The 15,292-nt window shown below is 72.2% G+C and carries 14 protein-coding genes; 5 read left to right on the plus strand and 9 right to left on the minus strand.

Annotated features, from left to right (window positions below; all coding sequences use genetic code 11):
• Positions 1–51 precede the first annotated feature (51 nt).
• From BKA14_RS20810 to BKA14_RS20830, 5 genes are all read right to left on the minus strand, one after another.
• On the minus strand, positions 52–441 hold the full coding sequence (locus BKA14_RS20810; RefSeq protein ID WP_184952582.1) for a nuclear transport factor 2 family protein: 390 nt from the start codon (positions 439–441) through the stop codon (positions 52–54).
• Positions 438–1,979, minus strand: coding sequence for an MFS transporter (locus tag BKA14_RS20815; protein WP_184952583.1), 1,542 nt, complete (start codon positions 1,977–1,979; stop codon positions 438–440). Before BKA14_RS20815 ends, BKA14_RS20810 begins: the two co-directional genes overlap by 4 nt.
• The gene (locus BKA14_RS20820; protein ID WP_184952584.1) at positions 1,976–3,238 is read right to left on the minus strand and encodes an aminotransferase class I/II-fold pyridoxal phosphate-dependent enzyme; all 1,263 of its coding nucleotides are present in this window, start codon (positions 3,236–3,238) and stop codon (positions 1,976–1,978) included. Before BKA14_RS20820 ends, BKA14_RS20815 begins: the two co-directional genes overlap by 4 nt.
• A 41-nt stretch (positions 3,239–3,279) precedes the next feature.
• A complete protein-coding gene (locus BKA14_RS20825; protein ID WP_184952585.1) occupies positions 3,280–6,339 on the minus strand; it encodes a putative bifunctional diguanylate cyclase/phosphodiesterase in 3,060 nt (1,019 codons plus the stop codon).
• Between the two features lie 76 nt (positions 6,340–6,415).
• On the minus strand, positions 6,416–8,743 hold the full coding sequence (locus BKA14_RS20830) for an SCO7613 C-terminal domain-containing membrane protein (protein ID WP_221477285.1): 2,328 nt from the start codon (positions 8,741–8,743) through the stop codon (positions 6,416–6,418).
• Between the two features lie 76 nt (positions 8,744–8,819).
• Between BKA14_RS20830 and BKA14_RS20835 the strand changes: the two genes are divergently transcribed.
• The 4 genes from BKA14_RS20835 (at position 8,820) to sigJ (ending at position 12,596) form a co-directional block, all read left to right on the plus strand.
• A complete protein-coding gene (locus BKA14_RS20835) occupies positions 8,820–9,683 on the plus strand; it encodes an ATP-binding cassette domain-containing protein (protein ID WP_184952586.1) in 864 nt (287 codons plus the stop codon).
• Complete coding sequence (locus tag BKA14_RS20840) at positions 9,680–10,282, plus strand: hypothetical protein (RefSeq protein ID WP_184952587.1); 603 nt, start codon at positions 9,680–9,682, stop codon at positions 10,280–10,282. Before BKA14_RS20835 ends, BKA14_RS20840 begins: the two co-directional genes overlap by 4 nt.
• Before the next feature lie 353 nt (positions 10,283–10,635).
• On the plus strand, positions 10,636–11,763 hold the full coding sequence (locus BKA14_RS20845; protein WP_184952588.1) for an NAD(P)/FAD-dependent oxidoreductase: 1,128 nt from the start codon (positions 10,636–10,638) through the stop codon (positions 11,761–11,763).
• Positions 11,760–12,596: an RNA polymerase sigma factor SigJ gene (gene sigJ, locus BKA14_RS20850; RefSeq protein ID WP_184952589.1), complete on the plus strand. Its 837-nt coding sequence runs from the start codon at positions 11,760–11,762 to the stop codon at positions 12,594–12,596. Before BKA14_RS20845 ends, sigJ begins: the two co-directional genes overlap by 4 nt.
• On the opposite strand, the gene BKA14_RS20855 is transcribed toward sigJ, so the two are convergent.
• Genes BKA14_RS20855 through BKA14_RS20865 form a run of 3 tightly spaced genes read right to left on the minus strand, consistent with a single transcriptional unit; the run spans position 12,583 to position 14,442 of the window.
• Entirely contained in the window at positions 12,583–12,978 is a 396-nt protein-coding gene (locus BKA14_RS20855; protein WP_184952590.1) for a TIGR03668 family PPOX class F420-dependent oxidoreductase, read from the minus strand. The genes sigJ and BKA14_RS20855 overlap by 14 nt on opposite strands.
• Positions 12,975–13,805 carry an LLM class F420-dependent oxidoreductase gene (locus BKA14_RS20860; protein WP_184952591.1) on the minus strand — a complete coding sequence of 277 codons (831 nt, stop codon included), beginning with the start codon at positions 13,803–13,805 and terminating at the stop codon, positions 12,975–12,977. Before BKA14_RS20860 ends, BKA14_RS20855 begins: the two co-directional genes overlap by 4 nt.
• A 31-nt stretch (positions 13,806–13,836) precedes the next feature.
• Positions 13,837–14,442, minus strand: coding sequence for a hypothetical protein (locus BKA14_RS20865; protein WP_184952592.1), 606 nt, complete (start codon positions 14,440–14,442; stop codon positions 13,837–13,839).
• A gap of 328 nt (positions 14,443–14,770) precedes the next feature.
• Between BKA14_RS20865 and BKA14_RS20870 the strand changes: the two genes are divergently transcribed.
• Positions 14,771–14,971 carry a hypothetical protein gene (locus BKA14_RS20870; protein ID WP_184952593.1) on the plus strand — a complete coding sequence of 67 codons (201 nt, stop codon included), beginning with the start codon at positions 14,771–14,773 and terminating at the stop codon, positions 14,969–14,971.
• A 43-nt stretch (positions 14,972–15,014) separates the two neighbouring features.
• Here BKA14_RS20870 and BKA14_RS20875 read toward each other — a convergent pair whose 3' ends face one another.
• Positions 15,015–15,263, minus strand: coding sequence for a hypothetical protein (locus tag BKA14_RS20875; RefSeq protein WP_184952594.1), 249 nt, complete (start codon positions 15,261–15,263; stop codon positions 15,015–15,017).
• Positions 15,264–15,292 lie beyond the last annotated feature (29 nt).

Raw genomic sequence — 15,292 nt, forward strand, 5'->3', positions numbered from 1 at the left:
CCCCACCGGCCGGCCGCTTTCCCCCGATCCCTCACCGCGGGGTGCCGGGTCTCAGGCGGACGGTTCGCCGCCCTGGCAGTGACGCCAGAGCCAGCGGCCGTTCACCTGCTCCACCAGACCCGACACCCGGTAGGGGAAGTTCTCTTCGACGCCGCCGTCGGGGTGGGCGGTGCCGGTTGCCTCGGCGAAGACGTATGCGTGGTCGCCGAGATCGTGGACGACGACGTCGCCGGCCTTCCACGAGTAGGCCTCGGGGCGGCGGAGGACCTTGCCCAGCAGAGCTGTCAGGGCGGCGCGGCCGGCGGCGGTCTCGGTGAGTTCCGAGCCGGCGTAGCCGACATCGTCGCCCGGAGTGAAGCAGGCCAAAGCCGCGTCGAGGTCGCGGGCGGCGAAGGCCTCACTCAGGTCGTGCACGGCTTGGGCGGGTCCGCCGGTGGTCATACCGGGACCGCCTCGCGATCCGCCGCGACCGGAGCGTCGACGTCGGCCGGAGCGTCGACGTCGGCCGGGGCGTCACCGTCGGCCGGGGCGGAGGCGGCCGGGGCGGAGGCGGCCGGGGCGGACATGGAGACCGGGCCGGAAAGGGAGGCCGGGGCGGGTATCGAAGCCGTAGCGGAAACCGGAGCCAAGGCGGGCGCGGGGGCCGGGGCCGGGTGCTCGATGTAGACCAGGTGCCGCGGCTCGTAGTCGGCCGACGTGGCCGGTTCCTCGTCGTCGGACATGTGGCGGGGTTCGTACATGGCGTTCTCCTCCAAGCGGCGCATGCCGGGCAGGAACAAAAATCCGATGGTGACGACCGCGCCCAGCACGCCGGCGCCGATCAGGGTGGGGCGTACGCCGATCCAGTGGGCGACCGGCGCGGCCAGGGCGTAGGACAGGGGCAGCAGCGCGGTCGAGACGAACCAGTCGACGCTGGAGACCCGGCCCAGCATGTGCTCGGGCACGAACCGCTGCTTGGTGGTCGCCCAGGCCACCGTTCCGGCCGCCTCCAGGCCGTTGACCAGCACGCAGGCCAGGGCGAGCTGCCACGTCCGGCTGGCCGCGCCGTAGCCCGCCACGGCCAGCGTGGCGACGGCCCAGACGCCGAACGTGTACGACATGAACCGCTTCGGGATGCCGATCCAGCCCACGGTGACGGCCGCCGCGATCGCGCCGATGCCGCCCGACGTGAGGATCAGGCTCAGCGCGGACGCGGTCAGGCCGAGCTCGTGCTTGACCACGTACGGAAGAAGCACTTCGGTCGGGCCCACGAACAGCAGGTAGGTGAACGTGGCCGACAGGAACGTGCCCCACAACCACACCTGGCTGCGGACGAAGCGGATGCCCGACTTCATCTCCTGCCAGATCGACTCGGCCGGCTCGTGGCTCGTCCCGGCCGCCGCCAGCGGCAGTTGCCGCATCAGCAGCAGGCACGCCACGGACAGCGCGAACGTGACCGCGTCGACGGCGAACGCCCAGCCCGAGCCGCCGACCGCGATCACCGCGCCGGCCAGCATCGGCCCGAAGATCTGCGCCCCGGCCGGGCGGACGAACTGGTCGAGCGAGTTCGCCGCCACCAGGTCCTCGGCCGGCACCAGCTTGGGCACGGTGGCGTCGAAGGCCGGGCCGAAGAAACCCGCCGCCGCGCCGTAGACCGCGGTCAGGGCGAGGATCTGCCACAGCGAGGTCAGCTGGCCGGTCAGGCTCAGCGTGGCCAGCACCGACATCACCGCGAGGCGGATCAGGTCGGAGCCCAGCATGACCTGGCGCGGGTCGAGCCGGTCGCTGATCACTCCGCCGAACAGCAGCGTCGCCACCTGCGGCAGGGAGAGGGCGACGCCCACCGCCGACATGGCCGCGGGCGTGCCGAACAGGTCGTAGACCTGCCACGCGAGGGCGACGAGGAGGACCCCGTCGCCCACCAGCGAGGCGCTCATCCCGGTCCACAGGAGCCGGAACTGGCGGTGCCGCAGCGGTGCCAGTGGACCGCGGAAGATCACTGCTCGACGCGGCGCAGCTTGCCCGCTGCGTGCAGCTCGGTGATCACGGCGTTGAGCTCGTCGAGCTCGGAGTCGTCGTTGGCCGCCGTCACCTGGGCCCGGAAGCCGACCTGGTCGCGGGGCACGAGCGGGTAGGCGGCCAGCGTGACGTAGATGCCGCGGTCCCACAGCAGCTTGCCGACGGCGTCGATGTCCTCACCCTCGGCCAGCGGCAGCTCGATCACCGGGGTGGTGCCGGTGTTCGGGGTGAAGACACCCAGGCCCCGTACGTGGTCCAGCACCTTCATCGTCTTGCGGTACAGGTCGGCGCGGATGTCGTCGCCGCGCTTCTCGTTGAGGTCGAGGCCGGCGTTGACGGTGGCCAGCGACGCGGTCGGGGCCGGGCCGGAGTACAGGTACGGCGGGGCCGACACCTTGAGGTGGTTCTTCAGCCAGGTCGGCAGGGCCAGGAAGGCCAGCAGCGACGAGTACGACTTGGAGAAGCCGCCGACGAGCACGACGTTGTCGTACGTCTCGCCCGAGTACTTGACGATGGCGTTGCCCTTGAGGCCGTACGGGCTCTTCTCGTTGGCCGCCCGCTCGCCGATCACGCCGAAACCGTGCGCGTCGTCGACGTACAGCAGGGCGCCGTACTCGCGGGCCACGGCGGCGAACGCCTTGAGGTCGGGGGCGTTGCCGGTCATGCTGTTGACGCCGTCCATCGCCACGATCTTCGACACGCCCGCCGGGGCGGCCTTGAGCAGCTCGCGCAGGTGCTCGTGGTCGTTGGCGCGGAACCGCACGACCGTCGCGCCGAGCCCACGGGCGTACATGGAGCCGTCGTAGATCGTCTTGTGGGCCTGCGAGTCGAGGAAGACCATGCCCTTGCCGGCCAGGATCGGCAGCACCGACATGTGGATGTGCGTGATGGTCGGCAGCACCAGCGTGTCGGGCGCGTCGAGCAGCGCGGTCAGCTTCTCCTCGATCTGCGGGTACAGGGCGGGGTTGCCGAGCAGACGGGACCAGCTCGGGTGGGTGCCCCAGCGCGCGACCTCGGGGGCGATCGCGTCCATGATCTCGGGCTCCAGGTCGAAGCCGAGGTAGTTGCACGACGCGAAGTCGGCCAGCCAGTGGTCGCCGACGCGGATCCGGCGGCCCTTGACCTCCTCGATCGTGGCGTCGTACATGGGGTTGCCGCTGCGCAGCCGCTCCAGGTCGGCCCAGCGTCCGTCGCGCTTGACGAACTCGAGACCGTCACCAGGGGTGGGAGCGTTGTTCATGGTGTTCCTTTCGAGGTGGTGCCCAAGGGGTGGAGGACCTTTTAGAGGGAGACTGCGGAGTGCCGCGAGCGCAGGTAGTCCTGGAACTCGTCGGAGGTGATCGGCTTGGAGAACAGGTAGCCCTGGCCGTACGAGCAGCCCATCGCCTTGAGTGCGGCGCGGTGCCCGTCGAGTTCGATGCCCTCGGCCACGACCGACAGTTCGAGCGTGCGGGCCAGGTTGACGATGGTCTCGACCAGCGCCATCTGCTGCCGGCTGTCGAGGATGTCGTCGATGAACGACTTGTCGATCTTCAGGACGTCCACCGGCATCTGGCTCAGGTAGCTGAGCGACGAGTAGCCGGTGCCGAAGTCGTCGATGGCGATCCGCACGCCCATCGCGCGCAGCTCGCCGAGGTCGCGCCACACCTGGTCGGCGTCGTGCAGCACCAGGCTCTCGGTGACCTCGAGCAGCAGCCACTCGGCCCGGGCGCCGGTGTCGGCGAGCACCGAGCGCACCTCGTCGACGAAGCCGGGCGTACGGAACTGCCGGGCCGAGACGTTGACGCTGACGTAGCGCATGTGGCTGCCGAACTCGGTGTGCCGCCACTCGGCGAAGGTGCGCAGCGCCTCGCGCAGTACCCAGCCGCCGATCGCCACGACCGAGCCGTTCTCCTCGGAGAGCTCGATGAACTCGTTGGGGCCGAGCAGCCCGCGCGCCGGGTGCTGCCAGCGCACCAGCGCCTCCAGGCCGGCCACCTCACCGGTGGGCAGGTCGACGATGGGCTGGAAGCGCAGGCGCATCTGGCCGCCCGCGACCGCCTCGTTGAGCGCGGAACGCATCTCGAGCCGGCGCAGCATCGCCTCGTGCATCTGGTCCTGATAGCGCTGCCAGGTGTTCTTGCCCTCGGTCTTGGCGCCGTACATGGCCACGTCGGCCCGGCGCAGCAGCTCGCTGATCCCGGCCGCCTCGCCGCTGGTGGCCAGGCCGACGCTGGCCGCCCCGTTGACGAGGTGGGTGGCGCCGGTGGCGTCGATGACCTCGATCGGCTGGGCCAGCACGGCCACGATCAGCTCGGCGATCCGCTCGGGCTCGTCGCCGCCGCCGACGTGGTCGATCAGCACGGCGAACTCGTCGCCGCCGGTGCGGGCCACGGTGCTCATCGGCCCGACCGCCTCGGTGATGCGCCGGCCCACGACGGTCAGCAGCTGATCGCCCGCGGCGTGGCCCAGGCTGTCGTTGACCTCTTTGAAGTCGTCGAGGTCGACGAAGAGGACGGCCACCTCGTGCCGGCGCTCGGCGGCGAACGTGGCCGCGTGCTCGAGCCGGTTCTGGAACAGGGCCCGGTTGGCCAGGCCGGTCAGCGCGTCGTGGAACGCCTGGTGGGCCAGGTCGTTCTCGAGGCGGCGGCGCTCGGTGACGTCGCGGATGGTGACGACCAGGCCGTCCACGGCGGGCTCGTCGCGCAGGTCCCGGCAGGTGCACTCGACCTGCAGCAGCAGGTCGTCGCCGGAGATGGCGGTCAGGTCGACGCCGTCGCGCGGGCCGCGGCCGCCGCGCACCTGGTCGAGCAGGTGCCGCAGCTCGGCGTGGTCGGTGGCCGCGATCAGCCGGGACAGCGGCATGCCGACCAGGTCGGTGCGCCCGAAGACCGGCAGGGCGGACGGGCTGGCGTACCGGATGGTCTCGTCGTCGCCGACGATCAGGATCACGTCGGAGGCGCTCTGGATCAGCGCGCGGAAGTAGTCCTCGCTGCTGCGCCGGTTGACCTCGTCGGTCAGGTTGATGCGCTCCACGGCCATGGTGCCCTGGGCCATCAGCGCCTCGAAGGACGGCTCGAGCGCGGTCAGCAGCTCCTCCGAGCCGGACAGGTAGACCTGGTGGCGGCGGGGCGGGCCGTCGGCGGTACGGCCGGCGGCGATCGACTCGGCGCGCAGGACCCAGTCGAAGTCGCCCAGCTCGGCCCGGACCGGGGCGGGCAGGTCGGCCAGCCAGACCAGGCTGGTCGACATGACGCCGGTCGGGGTGCCCGGGTCGGCGTCGACGCCGCGCATGAAGAAGCGGTAGTCCTCGCCGGCCGGCACGATGTCGGCGATGGCCCGGCGCAGGGCGGCCCCGGCCTGCACGACACTGCTCGCCGCGACCAGGTCGGCCCCGGTCAGGCGCAGGGTGCGCTCGCGGGCCGCGGTCTCGCGCTGCGACTGCATCAGCCCGGCCACGCGGGCCATCACGAGCAGGAACATCACGCCGGACGCGGTGGCGATCATCGGGGCGTCCTTGACCCCGCCGCCCAGGTCCTCGATCAACAGCACGGCCGGGGCGATCAGCGCGGCGATCGACATCATGGCCAGGCGGCGGCCGCCCGCCATGCTCGGCACGACGCGCTCGCTGAAGGTCAGCTCGCGCATCGACGGGTGCAGGGCCGACATCGCGATGGCGGTGTAGAACAGCACCCAGCCGGCGTCGACCGGGCCGCCGACCTGCCACGTGCCGGCCAGCTGGCGCAGGCCGTACAGGACGTCGGTGACCAGAAGGCTGGAGACGCCCACGACGAGCACGGTCAGCGCGGCGGGCTTGCGGCCACCGGCGGTCAGCAGGCGGGCGAACATGGCCAGCGCCAGCACGTCACCGAGCGGGTAGCCGACCGAGACCGCCTTCTCCAGGAACGTCAGGTCGGTGTCGTGCACGTACGGGGAGATCAGGAAGACCCACGAGAGCAGGCCCATGCCGGCCGTCGGCACCAGGGCGTCGAGCAGGGCGGCGCGGTTGTCGGTGCCCGAGCGGGCACGGATGAAGACCAGCAGCGCCGCGGCCAGCATCGGATAGACGGCCAGGTAGAACAGGTCGGCCAGGGACGGGAACGGGTTCGCGTCGCCGAGGAAGTCGGTGAGCACGTTGTAGGTCGTGTCGCCCAGCGTGAAGCTGGCCACGACCGCCGACAGCAGGAACCAGGGCAGCCGGCGTGAGGGCCGGTGCACCCGGATGCCGACGAGCACCATGGCCGACGCCGACAGCCCGATCGTCGCCCAGGTGTACATGCTGAACTGCGGCAGCGTGTAGAAGACGACGGTGAGAGCGACAACCCACGCACCGAAACACGCCTGTATGCGCTTGGCCGACATCGTGCTCCGATCCTTACGTGGGGGTTTGGTTGAGCCCCACTGATCGGCGCACGGTGGCGGTTGTTGAGGACGCTGGTCAGCTCATTTTCTGCAGCACGGTGCGAAACCGGTGCAGATCACGGCGGCGGCGCTCGAGCGTGGTCGCGATCAGCACCAGCAGCAGGCCCGCCGTGGCCAGCGGGATCCACCGCGGGATCAGGTCCCACAGCTGGGCCAGCTCGTGCAGGGCCAGGGCGACCAGGACACCGCCACCGGCCAGCACGGGCGCCCGCAGCCGGAACGCCGCCCCGGCGACCAGGACCGCCACCGCGGCCACCCCGAGCAGCAGACGCCGCCAGTACTGCCCGTCGGCCGCGAACACCGAGGCCAGGCTGGGCAGCAGCGCGGCCGCCAGCGCGGGGCCGTAGGCGGCCCAGCTCGAGCTGCCCCGGCCGAACAGCACGCCGGCCAGCAGGGCGACCGCGGCGGCGGGCACGGTGTACGCCTCCAGCGTGGTGACGCCGTTGCTGGCGAGCACCAGGAGCCCCGCGATCACCTCGGCGGCCACGGCGGCCAGCAGGTAGCCCGGGCGGCGCGCCCGCACCGCCAGCACCAGACCCCAGAGACCGCACACGATGGCGGCCTGTTCGCCATCGCTGATGACGAGCAGCAGCGCGAACGTCGCGCCGGTGTGCGCGGCGACCTCGGCCGGCCACCTCCGGACCACCGTGATCAGGGCGGAGGCGGCCAGGACGGCGAGCGCCTGCGGCAGGAGGTCGTCGGTCAGCGCGGCCGCCCCCGTCCAGGCGGCGGCGGGCACCGCCAGCAGACCGGTCAGCAGGTTCGCGGTCCGCAGGTCGTCGCGGGCCAGGGCCGCGGTGGTGCAGCCGAGCGCGGCCACGGCGGCGAAGACGCCCGCGGCCACCCCCGGCTCGGCCAGGCCGGTCGCGACGGCGTGCACGACGAGCGGCAGCGCGACGAACACGGCGGCCCGGCTGACCCGCAGCGCCACCGCCAGGGCCGCCGCGACGACCACGAGCTCGACGATCGGGGCGCCCCACCAGGGCAGGTGCAGGCCGGTGAGGGCGATCAGGCCGGCCGCGGCCAGCGCCGCGAACAGCCGCCAGGCCGCGGGAACCAGCAGGACCACGGCCGCGCCGAGCAACGCCAGCGCGATCGGGAGGGGCCAGCCCGCGCGCGGCTGCGCCTCGTCGAAATGGGCGGCCAGCAGCGTCCGGAACGCCTCGACCACGGCCCAGCCGAAGGCGAACACGGCGGGCGCGGCGAGCGCGGCCCCGGCGCCGATGCGGGCGCCCAGCCCGGCCCACGGCACGACCACGACCAGCACAGCGATCAGCAGGACGACCAGAGCCACGACGGGCAGGGCGTTGACCTCGGCCGGCGCCAGCAGCACGGCCACCCGGCCCACGGCGACGGCCAGCGCCACGACCACCAGGCCGTCCGCGATCTGCCGGGCCACGGGAGCCGCGGCGACCAGGGCCCCGGCCAGCACCACGAGCGCCGCGGTCAGCAGCACCGCGCCCCGGCCCACGGCCGGCCCCGGGTCCTCGGTGTCGAACAAAGTGGTCACGGCGATCCCGGCCGCGGTGAGGGCGGCCAGGCTGCCCACGAGCACCGCGGCCAGGCCCAGACCGCCGCGCCGGACGGCCAGCACGGCGACGTCGAGGGCGGCCACCGCGGCGAAGGTGAAGCCCCACACCACCGGGCCGGGCGCGGCCGCCGCGACCAGCAGCGGCAGCACCGGCTGGGCGGCCAGCAGGGCGGCGAAGCGCGGGCCGGCCAGCCCGGTGAGGTGCTCGTAACCGGCGGCGACGGCGGCCGTCACGGCGAACACCGCGGCCGCATAACCCCAGCCGGAACCGCCGGCCACGCCGAATAGGTCGACGTACCAGGCGGCGTACCCGTCCAGCAGCATCAGCAGCAGACCGATCGCGGCGAACGTCTCGGCCGTGCCCGTCAACCGGCGGCGCAGCGCGAGGAACGGCACGGCCAGGGCGGCGCCGGTGAACCCGGCCAGCACGACGGCCCGCCCGCCCACCCCGAACTGGGCCCAGGCCACCGCTGTGAACACGATCGCGGCCACGCCCAGCAGCAGACCGCCGAGGACGTACAGGGTGTTCTGCACGAGGCGGTTCGAAACTTCCTTCTCCCGCACGGGGGCGGCGGCGGGCAGTTGCGCCCGCACCCGCATCGCGGCGGCCTGACGCCGGTTCCACACCTGCGCGAGCTTCGCCTCCAGGTCGGCCACGGCCAGCCGGGCCGGGATCAGCTGCCGGTTCAGCTCGGCCATCTCGGCGTCCGCGCGGACGACCTCGATCGCGTCCGGGTCGGGGCCGCGGCCGCAGGACGGGCAGCCGCTCTCCGGCGAGGCCGGGGCGCCGCAGTGCGGGCAGGGGTACGTCATGGAACCGATCCTTGTCGGCCCCCGGGGAAAGTGGTTGAGCTTGCGTACTCAACGCGCACCGTCATAATGCTCGGCAATGATCGAGACCCAGGCGCTGACGAAACGGTTCGGCCAGATGGACGCCGTACGGGACGTGACCTTCACGGCCGCCCCCGGGCGCGTCACCGGCTTCCTCGGCATGAACGGCTCGGGCAAGACGACCACCCTGCGCATGCTGCTCGGGCTGAGCCGGCCCACTTCCGGCCGCGCGCTGATCAACGGGCAGCGCTACCGCGACCTGACCGATCCGCTGCGGCAGGTCGGCGCCGTGCTCGAACAGGGCCTGATGCACCCCGGGCAGACCGGGCGGGGCCACCTGCACACCCAGGCCCTGCTGGGCGGGGTCGGCAAGCAGCGCACCGAGCACCTGCTGGAATACGTGGGCCTGGCCGACGCCGCGACCATGCGCACCGGCGACTACTCGCTGGGCATGCGGCAGCGGCTCGCGGTGGCCACGGCCCTGCTCGGCGAGCCGCCCGTGCTGGTGCTGGACGAACCGGCCAACGGCCTCGACCCGTCCGGCATGGCCTGGCTGCGCGGGCTGCTGCGCGACCACGCCGCGGCGGGCGGCACCGTGCTCATCTCCAGCCACCTGCTGGCCGAGCTCGAGCTGCTGATCGACGACGTCGTGATCATCGCCGGCGGCCGGGTCAGGCTGGCCGAGCCGTTGTCGTTCGAGTCCCATTTGCGCGTACGGGGGCGGGACCCGCACCGCTTGTGGCAGGCGTTCGAGCAGGTGGGCGCAACGGTGCGAACCGACGGGAGCGTGCTGTTCGTGACCGGGATCAGCCCCGAGGACGCCGGCGAGCTCGCTTTGCACGTCCAAGTTCCCCTGTACGAGCTGACGGTGGAGACGCCGAGCCTGGAGAAGCTGTTCCTCGACCTGGCGGCCGCCGCATGATCGCCGTGCTGCGCAGCGAGCTGCACCGCACCCTGACCGTCCCGTCGAACTGGATCTCGATCGGCGCCGCGATGGTCCTCGGCATGTCGTTCGCCCTGTTCAGCGTCGACTTCTGGTCGCTTTTCGTGGCGCTCGGCGTCTTCGGCACCGCGGTCGTCACCACCACCCAGCACTACCAGCACCGTACGGCGATGCTGCTGTTCCTGGGCCGGCCCCGGCGCTGGGTCGCCCTGCTCGCCCAGTGCCTCACCGCCACCCTGATCGGCCTGGTGATGACGGCCGTGAGCGGCGTGACCACCATCCTGGCGGGCGACCTGGCCCAGTTCGCGGGCACCCTGGCCGCGGTGCCGTTCCTCGCCGTCTTCGGCGTGGCCAGCGGCACGCTGCTGCGCCGCCCGGTCCCCTTGTTCATCGGCTACGGCACGTGGTTCGTCTTCGCCGAGGGGCTGGCGTTCCGCTTCGAGCAGCCCCTGCCGTTCACGACGTTCATGAGCGCCGCCGGTGGCAACAACCCGCTCGGCCTGCTGTTCTTCGCCGGCTGGACCACGCTCGCCCTGGCGGCCGCCCTCTGGACGATCCGCCGCGACCTCACCGACTAGACAACACAGCGCCGGGACGCCCGTGTCGTTGTCCACAGTCCCGGATCCTCCACAGCCGAGTGCCCGCACCCCGTCCAAGATCGCCTCGCCCCTCGGGTTCAAGGGATCGTTGCAACACCCGTGTCGAACGAGGTGTTGACGGGTGTCGGAAAATCGTGCCGGTGGCCCGGATGAAGCCGCGCAGCGGCAGGTGTATTTGGATTTGGCGGCGCAGGGTGTCGGTACCAGCGAGGCATGCCGGCGGGTCGGGGTCGGCCGTAGGGTCGGCTGTCACTGGCGGCACCCGCAGCGTCGTCGGTGTGACGTGGACCACTTGTTGTCACGGTTGCCCCGACGATCTCCGTCCCGCGGGCATGACTGACATCATCGTGCTCGGCGCAGGCTACGCCGGCCTGGCCACCGCCACCAACCTGGCCGGCCGCACCCGTAAGACCCCGGGCGTCCGCATCACCCTGATCAATGCATCGTCCCGCTTCACCGAGCGTTTGCGCCTGCACTCCACCGCGGCCGGCCACGCCACGGCCGACTTCGACATCGCCGGGCTCGCCGCCACCGCAGGTCTCACCTTCCTCCCCGGCTGGGTCACCGCGGTGGACGCCGACGCGCGTACCGTCCGAGTCGACGACGAGCGCACCCTCCACTTCGACACGCTGGTCTGGGCGCTGGGCAGCACGGCCGACACGAGCGACGTGCCCGGGGCGGCCGAGCACGCGTACACGCTCGACAGCCTGGCCGATGCGCAGTCCCTGGCCGCGCGTCTGAGCGACCTGAGGACCGGCACGGTTCTGGTCTGCGGCACGGGCCTGACCGGCGTCGAGACGGCCGCCGAGATCGCCGAGAGCCACCCCCACCTGACCGTCCACCTGCGCGGCCGCGACGAGCCGGGTGCGACGCTGACCCCCAAGGCCCGGTCCTGTCTTCGGGCCGCGTTGACCCGTTTGCGCGTACGGGTGGAAACCGGCGCCGACATCGTCGAGGTGCTCCCGGACGACGCCGACGTGATTGTCTGGACGGCCGGGACCCGGGTCTCGCCGTTGGCCGCCGCGGCGGGGCTCGCGGTCGATGAGCGCGGCCGCATCGTCACCGACCCGGTTCTGCGATCGACGTCCCACCCCCATGTGTACGCCGTAGGGGACGCCGCCGCCGTCCGGCAGCGCTACGGGGTCCTGCACGGCACGTGTCAGGGTGGGATGCCGACCGGGGTCCACGCCGCGCTGTCGATCGCCCGCGAGCTGGACGGCCGGGAGCCGCGGCCGTTCCGGTTCGGCTACTACCACACGCCGATCAGCCTGGGCCGCCGCGACGCGATCGTGCAGTTCACCCACCCCGACGACAGCCCGCGCCGCGGCTACCTGACCGGCCGCGCCGCCGTCCGGTACAAGGAGACGGTGAGCGCGTCGCCGTGGCCGACCTTCGCCCGCATGGTCAGACATCCGGGTTCGGCGTCGTGGTGGCCGCGCGGGGGCCGGTTCACCCGATGAGCACCTTCGATCAGCATCGGCGGCTGCTGTTCGCCGTCGCCTACCGCATCCTCGGCTCGGCCACCGACGCCGAGGACGCCGTGCAGGAGGCCTGGCTCAGGTGGTCGGCGGCGGACCGATCGGAGGTGGCCGACCCCAAGGCGTACCTGGCCCGCATCGTCACCCGTCAGGCCTTGGATCAGCTGCGGGCGGCCCGCCACGAGCGCGAGACGTACATCGGGCCGTGGCTGCCCGAGCCGACCGAGAAGGACGACATCTCCACGGCCCTGCTGGTCGTGCTGGAGACCCTGAGCCCGATCGAGCGCGCGGTGTTCGTCCTCAAGGACATCTTCGATTTCCCGTACGGGGAGATCGCGGCCGCCGTCGACCGGAGTGAGCAGGCGGTGCGCCAGTCCGCGCACCGGGCCCGCGAGCATGTGCGGGCGCGTCGGCCCCGGTTCCGCGCCGACCAGCGGCATCAGCGCGACGTCACCGACCGATTCCTGGCCGCGGCGGCCGGCGGCGACATCAACGGGCTCCTGCAGGTGCTCGCCCCCGACGTCACGCTCTGGACCGACGGCGGCGGCAAGGTCCGCCAAGCCCGCAAACCCGTCTCGGGCGCGCCGCGCGTGGCCGCCTGGATGGCCGCGGTCGCCGGTTCCCCGTACGAGGGAATCGCTCCGGCCGACATGCGCGCCGAGGTGGTCGAGCTCAACGGGACGGCGGGCGTGCTCTTCACCGGGGCCGGCCGCGTGGTGGCCACGCTGACGTTCGACCTCGACGAGAGCGGCCTGATCCGCGCCGTCTACAACGTGGCCAACCCCGGCAAGCTGCGCGCGCTCAGGCGTGGCTGACCCACTCCGACCAGCGCTCCACCGTGATCTCCACGAACGGCCCGGCCGGGGGTATCTCGCGGTACTGCGGATAGCGGTCCTGCAGAGCCGTCCGGTACGAGTCGTCGCGTTCGATGATCCGGGCCGTGCCGTCGGCGCGCACCCACCACAGCCGCGACCAGTCCTGCTCGTAGTGGTCGGCGAGCACGCTGACCCGCGGATCGGCCGCGATGTTGGCCAGCCGCCGCAGTGCCCGCGACCGTTTCGGTTTGCCGTCCACCGCGAAGACGATCCGCTCGCCGGCGAACGCGAACACGATCGGCACGAGGTGCGGCATCCCGTCCGGCCCGGCGGTGGCCAGCCGGGCCACGGGCACGGAGGCGAACCGTTCGGCCGGGGTCACCGCCCGGTCAGCTCGCCGATGGCCGCCTCCCACTTCTCGAGGGCGGGCTCGACGATGCTCCACGGCCCGGACGGCAGCCACACCGACACCCGGTCGATCCCGGCCCGCTCGCAGCGTTCCAGGGCCTTCGGGTCGGGCGGCACGCTGAGCATCTGTACCTGCAGGTAACGGTCGGCGCGGGCGCGCAGCTCGACGATCCGCTCGAACACGTTCTCGTCGCGCCACTGCGGGAACCAGCCGTCGCCGTACGCGAGCACCCGGTCGAGCACGGTCGGGCCGCCACCCCCGATCAGGATGGGCGGGTGCGGGCGCTGGGCCGGCTTGGGCCACGACCAGATCCGGTCGAAGTTCACGTACCGGCCGTGGAAGGTCGCCTCGTCGTGGCGCCAGATCTCGCGCATGGCCTGGATGCGCTCCGTCATGACCGGAACCCGTACGCGGGGATCGGTTCCGTGGTTGCGCATCTCCTCGCGGTTCCAGCCCAGCCCGACACCGAACTCGAACCGCCCGCCGCTGAGATGGTCGACGCTGGCGACCTCCTTCGCGGTCGTGATCGGGTCGCGCTCGGTGACCAGGCAGACGCCGCTGCCCACCCGCAGCCGGCTGGTCGCCTCGGCCGCCGCGGTCAGCGCCACGAACAGGTCGTAGGTGTGCCAGTACTTCTGCGGCAGCCGGTCACCGCCGGGCCAGGGCGTCTCCCGGGCGGCCGGGATGTGCGTGTGCTCGGCGAAGAACAGCGCGGAGTGCCCGCGCTCCTCGACCCGCCGGGCGATCTCACCGGGCCGCAGACCGTCGTGCGTGGGGAAGTAACCGACACCGAATTCCATGCACCGATCCTATGAACCCGGCGGCCATCCCTCAGAGCGGGCGGAACAGCAGCATGTCGCGGATCACGGCCATCCGTTCCGGTGTCATCGCGGTGCAGTAGACGATGAGCTCGTCGGGGCTGGTGAAACCCTGCCGCAGGCCACGCTGCTGGGCGATCTCGTCGGCCAGCGGCTGCGGGATCTGCAACGAGTAGGCCAGCCAGGCGGCCGGCACGTGGTTGACGTCGACCAGCCCGCCGTCGTCGTACTGCCGGCCCTGGATGTCGGGCCGCCCGATCCGCAACTCCCACGCCAGGCCGGGGTCGGCCCGCACCAGTTCGCGGGCCTCGGCCCGCCGCTGCACCCGCCACTGCGCGGCCGCCACCGCCGCGTCGCTGTGCCGGTCGGCCGCGGTCGGCGGGGCCTGCTTGGCCACCTTGAGCTGCAGGAACAGGGTGTGCAGGGTGCCTCCCAGCCACACGATGAGCAGGAACGCGGCCATCGCGAGGTCGTACGCCGTCCCGCGATCGGCGGTCGAATCCGCCGGCGCCGTGAGCCCGGCCCCGCACACGAAGGCGACGGTCACCAGCAGATAGCCGACCCCCGCGGCCATGTGAGCCCGCGACTTCAGGCGATAGCCCCCGATGAAGACCATCACGCAGGCCCCGAAACCACACGTCAGCGTGGGAACGAGAAACCACCACCAGGTAGGAGTCCGCTTGGGCCCGGGAGAAACAGCAGGTTGCACCGCCAGATCATAAGAAGCGTCAGGGCCCGCGTCGTACGGCCGGGGCTCAGCCGTTCAGCCGGGATTGCCGGACGCTCGGACGCCGGCGGCAACGTCCCGGCATGATCCGCCGACGGGGTGACGAAACGCCGGTACGCCGTCGAGGTGCGGCTCGGGCCGTTATCGTCGTGCCTCGGAGCTGAGCCAGTGCCGGCCCGGCGCGGCCGGATGTCCGGCTCACCACGGAGGAGCCGAGACTGTGACCACTACCGTAAGGTCTGCGGATCTGAGCAACGGCACGGTTGCGCACGACGGAACCCTCGACCGTTGGTACGTCAAGAATGCGGCCGGCATCTTCCCGTGGCGGGCGGGCAACGGGGAGAAGCTCACCGATTACGAAGTGGACGCGTTCCTGAGGTCCGGCCGCATCACCGTCATCGCGCCGGCACGGACAAGGTGAACGCCCGGCTCCGCGCGGAGCCGGGCGTTCGGGACGGACGCGGTCAGGAGGCGTTCAGGATGATGGCGCCCAGGACCATGCCGAGGACGGCGCCCGCGACGCCGGCGGCGGCGGCGTACCAGCCGAGGGGGCGGTCGCCGAGGTAGCCGCCGACCAGGCCCAGCACCACGGCGGCCAGGCCGAGCACCGGCGGGAGGAACAGCACGGCCAGCGCGGCCAGCACGAAAGCGATGATGGTGCAGACGCGGGCGCCGGTCACGGAGCCGGTGCGGCGGGAGGTCATCTGGGACATCGGAGCTTCCTTCCCCGTCAGGAGCAGTT

This window comes from Paractinoplanes abujensis, assembly GCF_014204895.1.
Classification (GTDB): domain Bacteria; phylum Actinomycetota; class Actinomycetes; order Mycobacteriales; family Micromonosporaceae; genus Actinoplanes; species Actinoplanes abujensis.

What these genes read in the sequence shown, in the direction of transcription:
- BKA14_RS20810 (WP_184952582.1), bottom strand. Translation starts at nt 441, where the DNA reads ATGACCACCGGCGGACCCGCCCAAGCCGTGCACGACCTGAGTGAGGCC.
- BKA14_RS20820 (WP_184952584.1), bottom strand. Translation starts at nt 3,238, where the DNA reads ATGAACAACGCTCCCACCCCTGGTGACGGTCTCGAGTTCGTCAAGCGC.
- BKA14_RS20825 (WP_184952585.1), bottom strand. Translation starts at nt 6,339, where the DNA reads ATGTCGGCCAAGCGCATACAGGCGTGTTTCGGTGCGTGGGTTGTCGCT.
- BKA14_RS20830 (WP_221477285.1), bottom strand. Translation starts at nt 8,743, where the DNA reads ATGACGTACCCCTGCCCGCACTGCGGCGCCCCGGCCTCGCCGGAGAGC.
- BKA14_RS20835 (WP_184952586.1), top strand. Translation starts at nt 8,820, where the DNA reads ATGATCGAGACCCAGGCGCTGACGAAACGGTTCGGCCAGATGGACGCC.
- BKA14_RS20840 (WP_184952587.1), top strand. Translation starts at nt 9,680, where the DNA reads ATGATCGCCGTGCTGCGCAGCGAGCTGCACCGCACCCTGACCGTCCCG.
- BKA14_RS20845 (WP_184952588.1), top strand. Translation starts at nt 10,636, where the DNA reads ATGACTGACATCATCGTGCTCGGCGCAGGCTACGCCGGCCTGGCCACC.
- sigJ (WP_184952589.1), top strand. Translation starts at nt 11,760, where the DNA reads ATGAGCACCTTCGATCAGCATCGGCGGCTGCTGTTCGCCGTCGCCTAC.
- BKA14_RS20860 (WP_184952591.1), bottom strand. Translation starts at nt 13,805, where the DNA reads ATGGAATTCGGTGTCGGTTACTTCCCCACGCACGACGGTCTGCGGCCC.
- BKA14_RS20875 (WP_184952594.1), bottom strand. Translation starts at nt 15,263, where the DNA reads ATGTCCCAGATGACCTCCCGCCGCACCGGCTCCGTGACCGGCGCCCGC.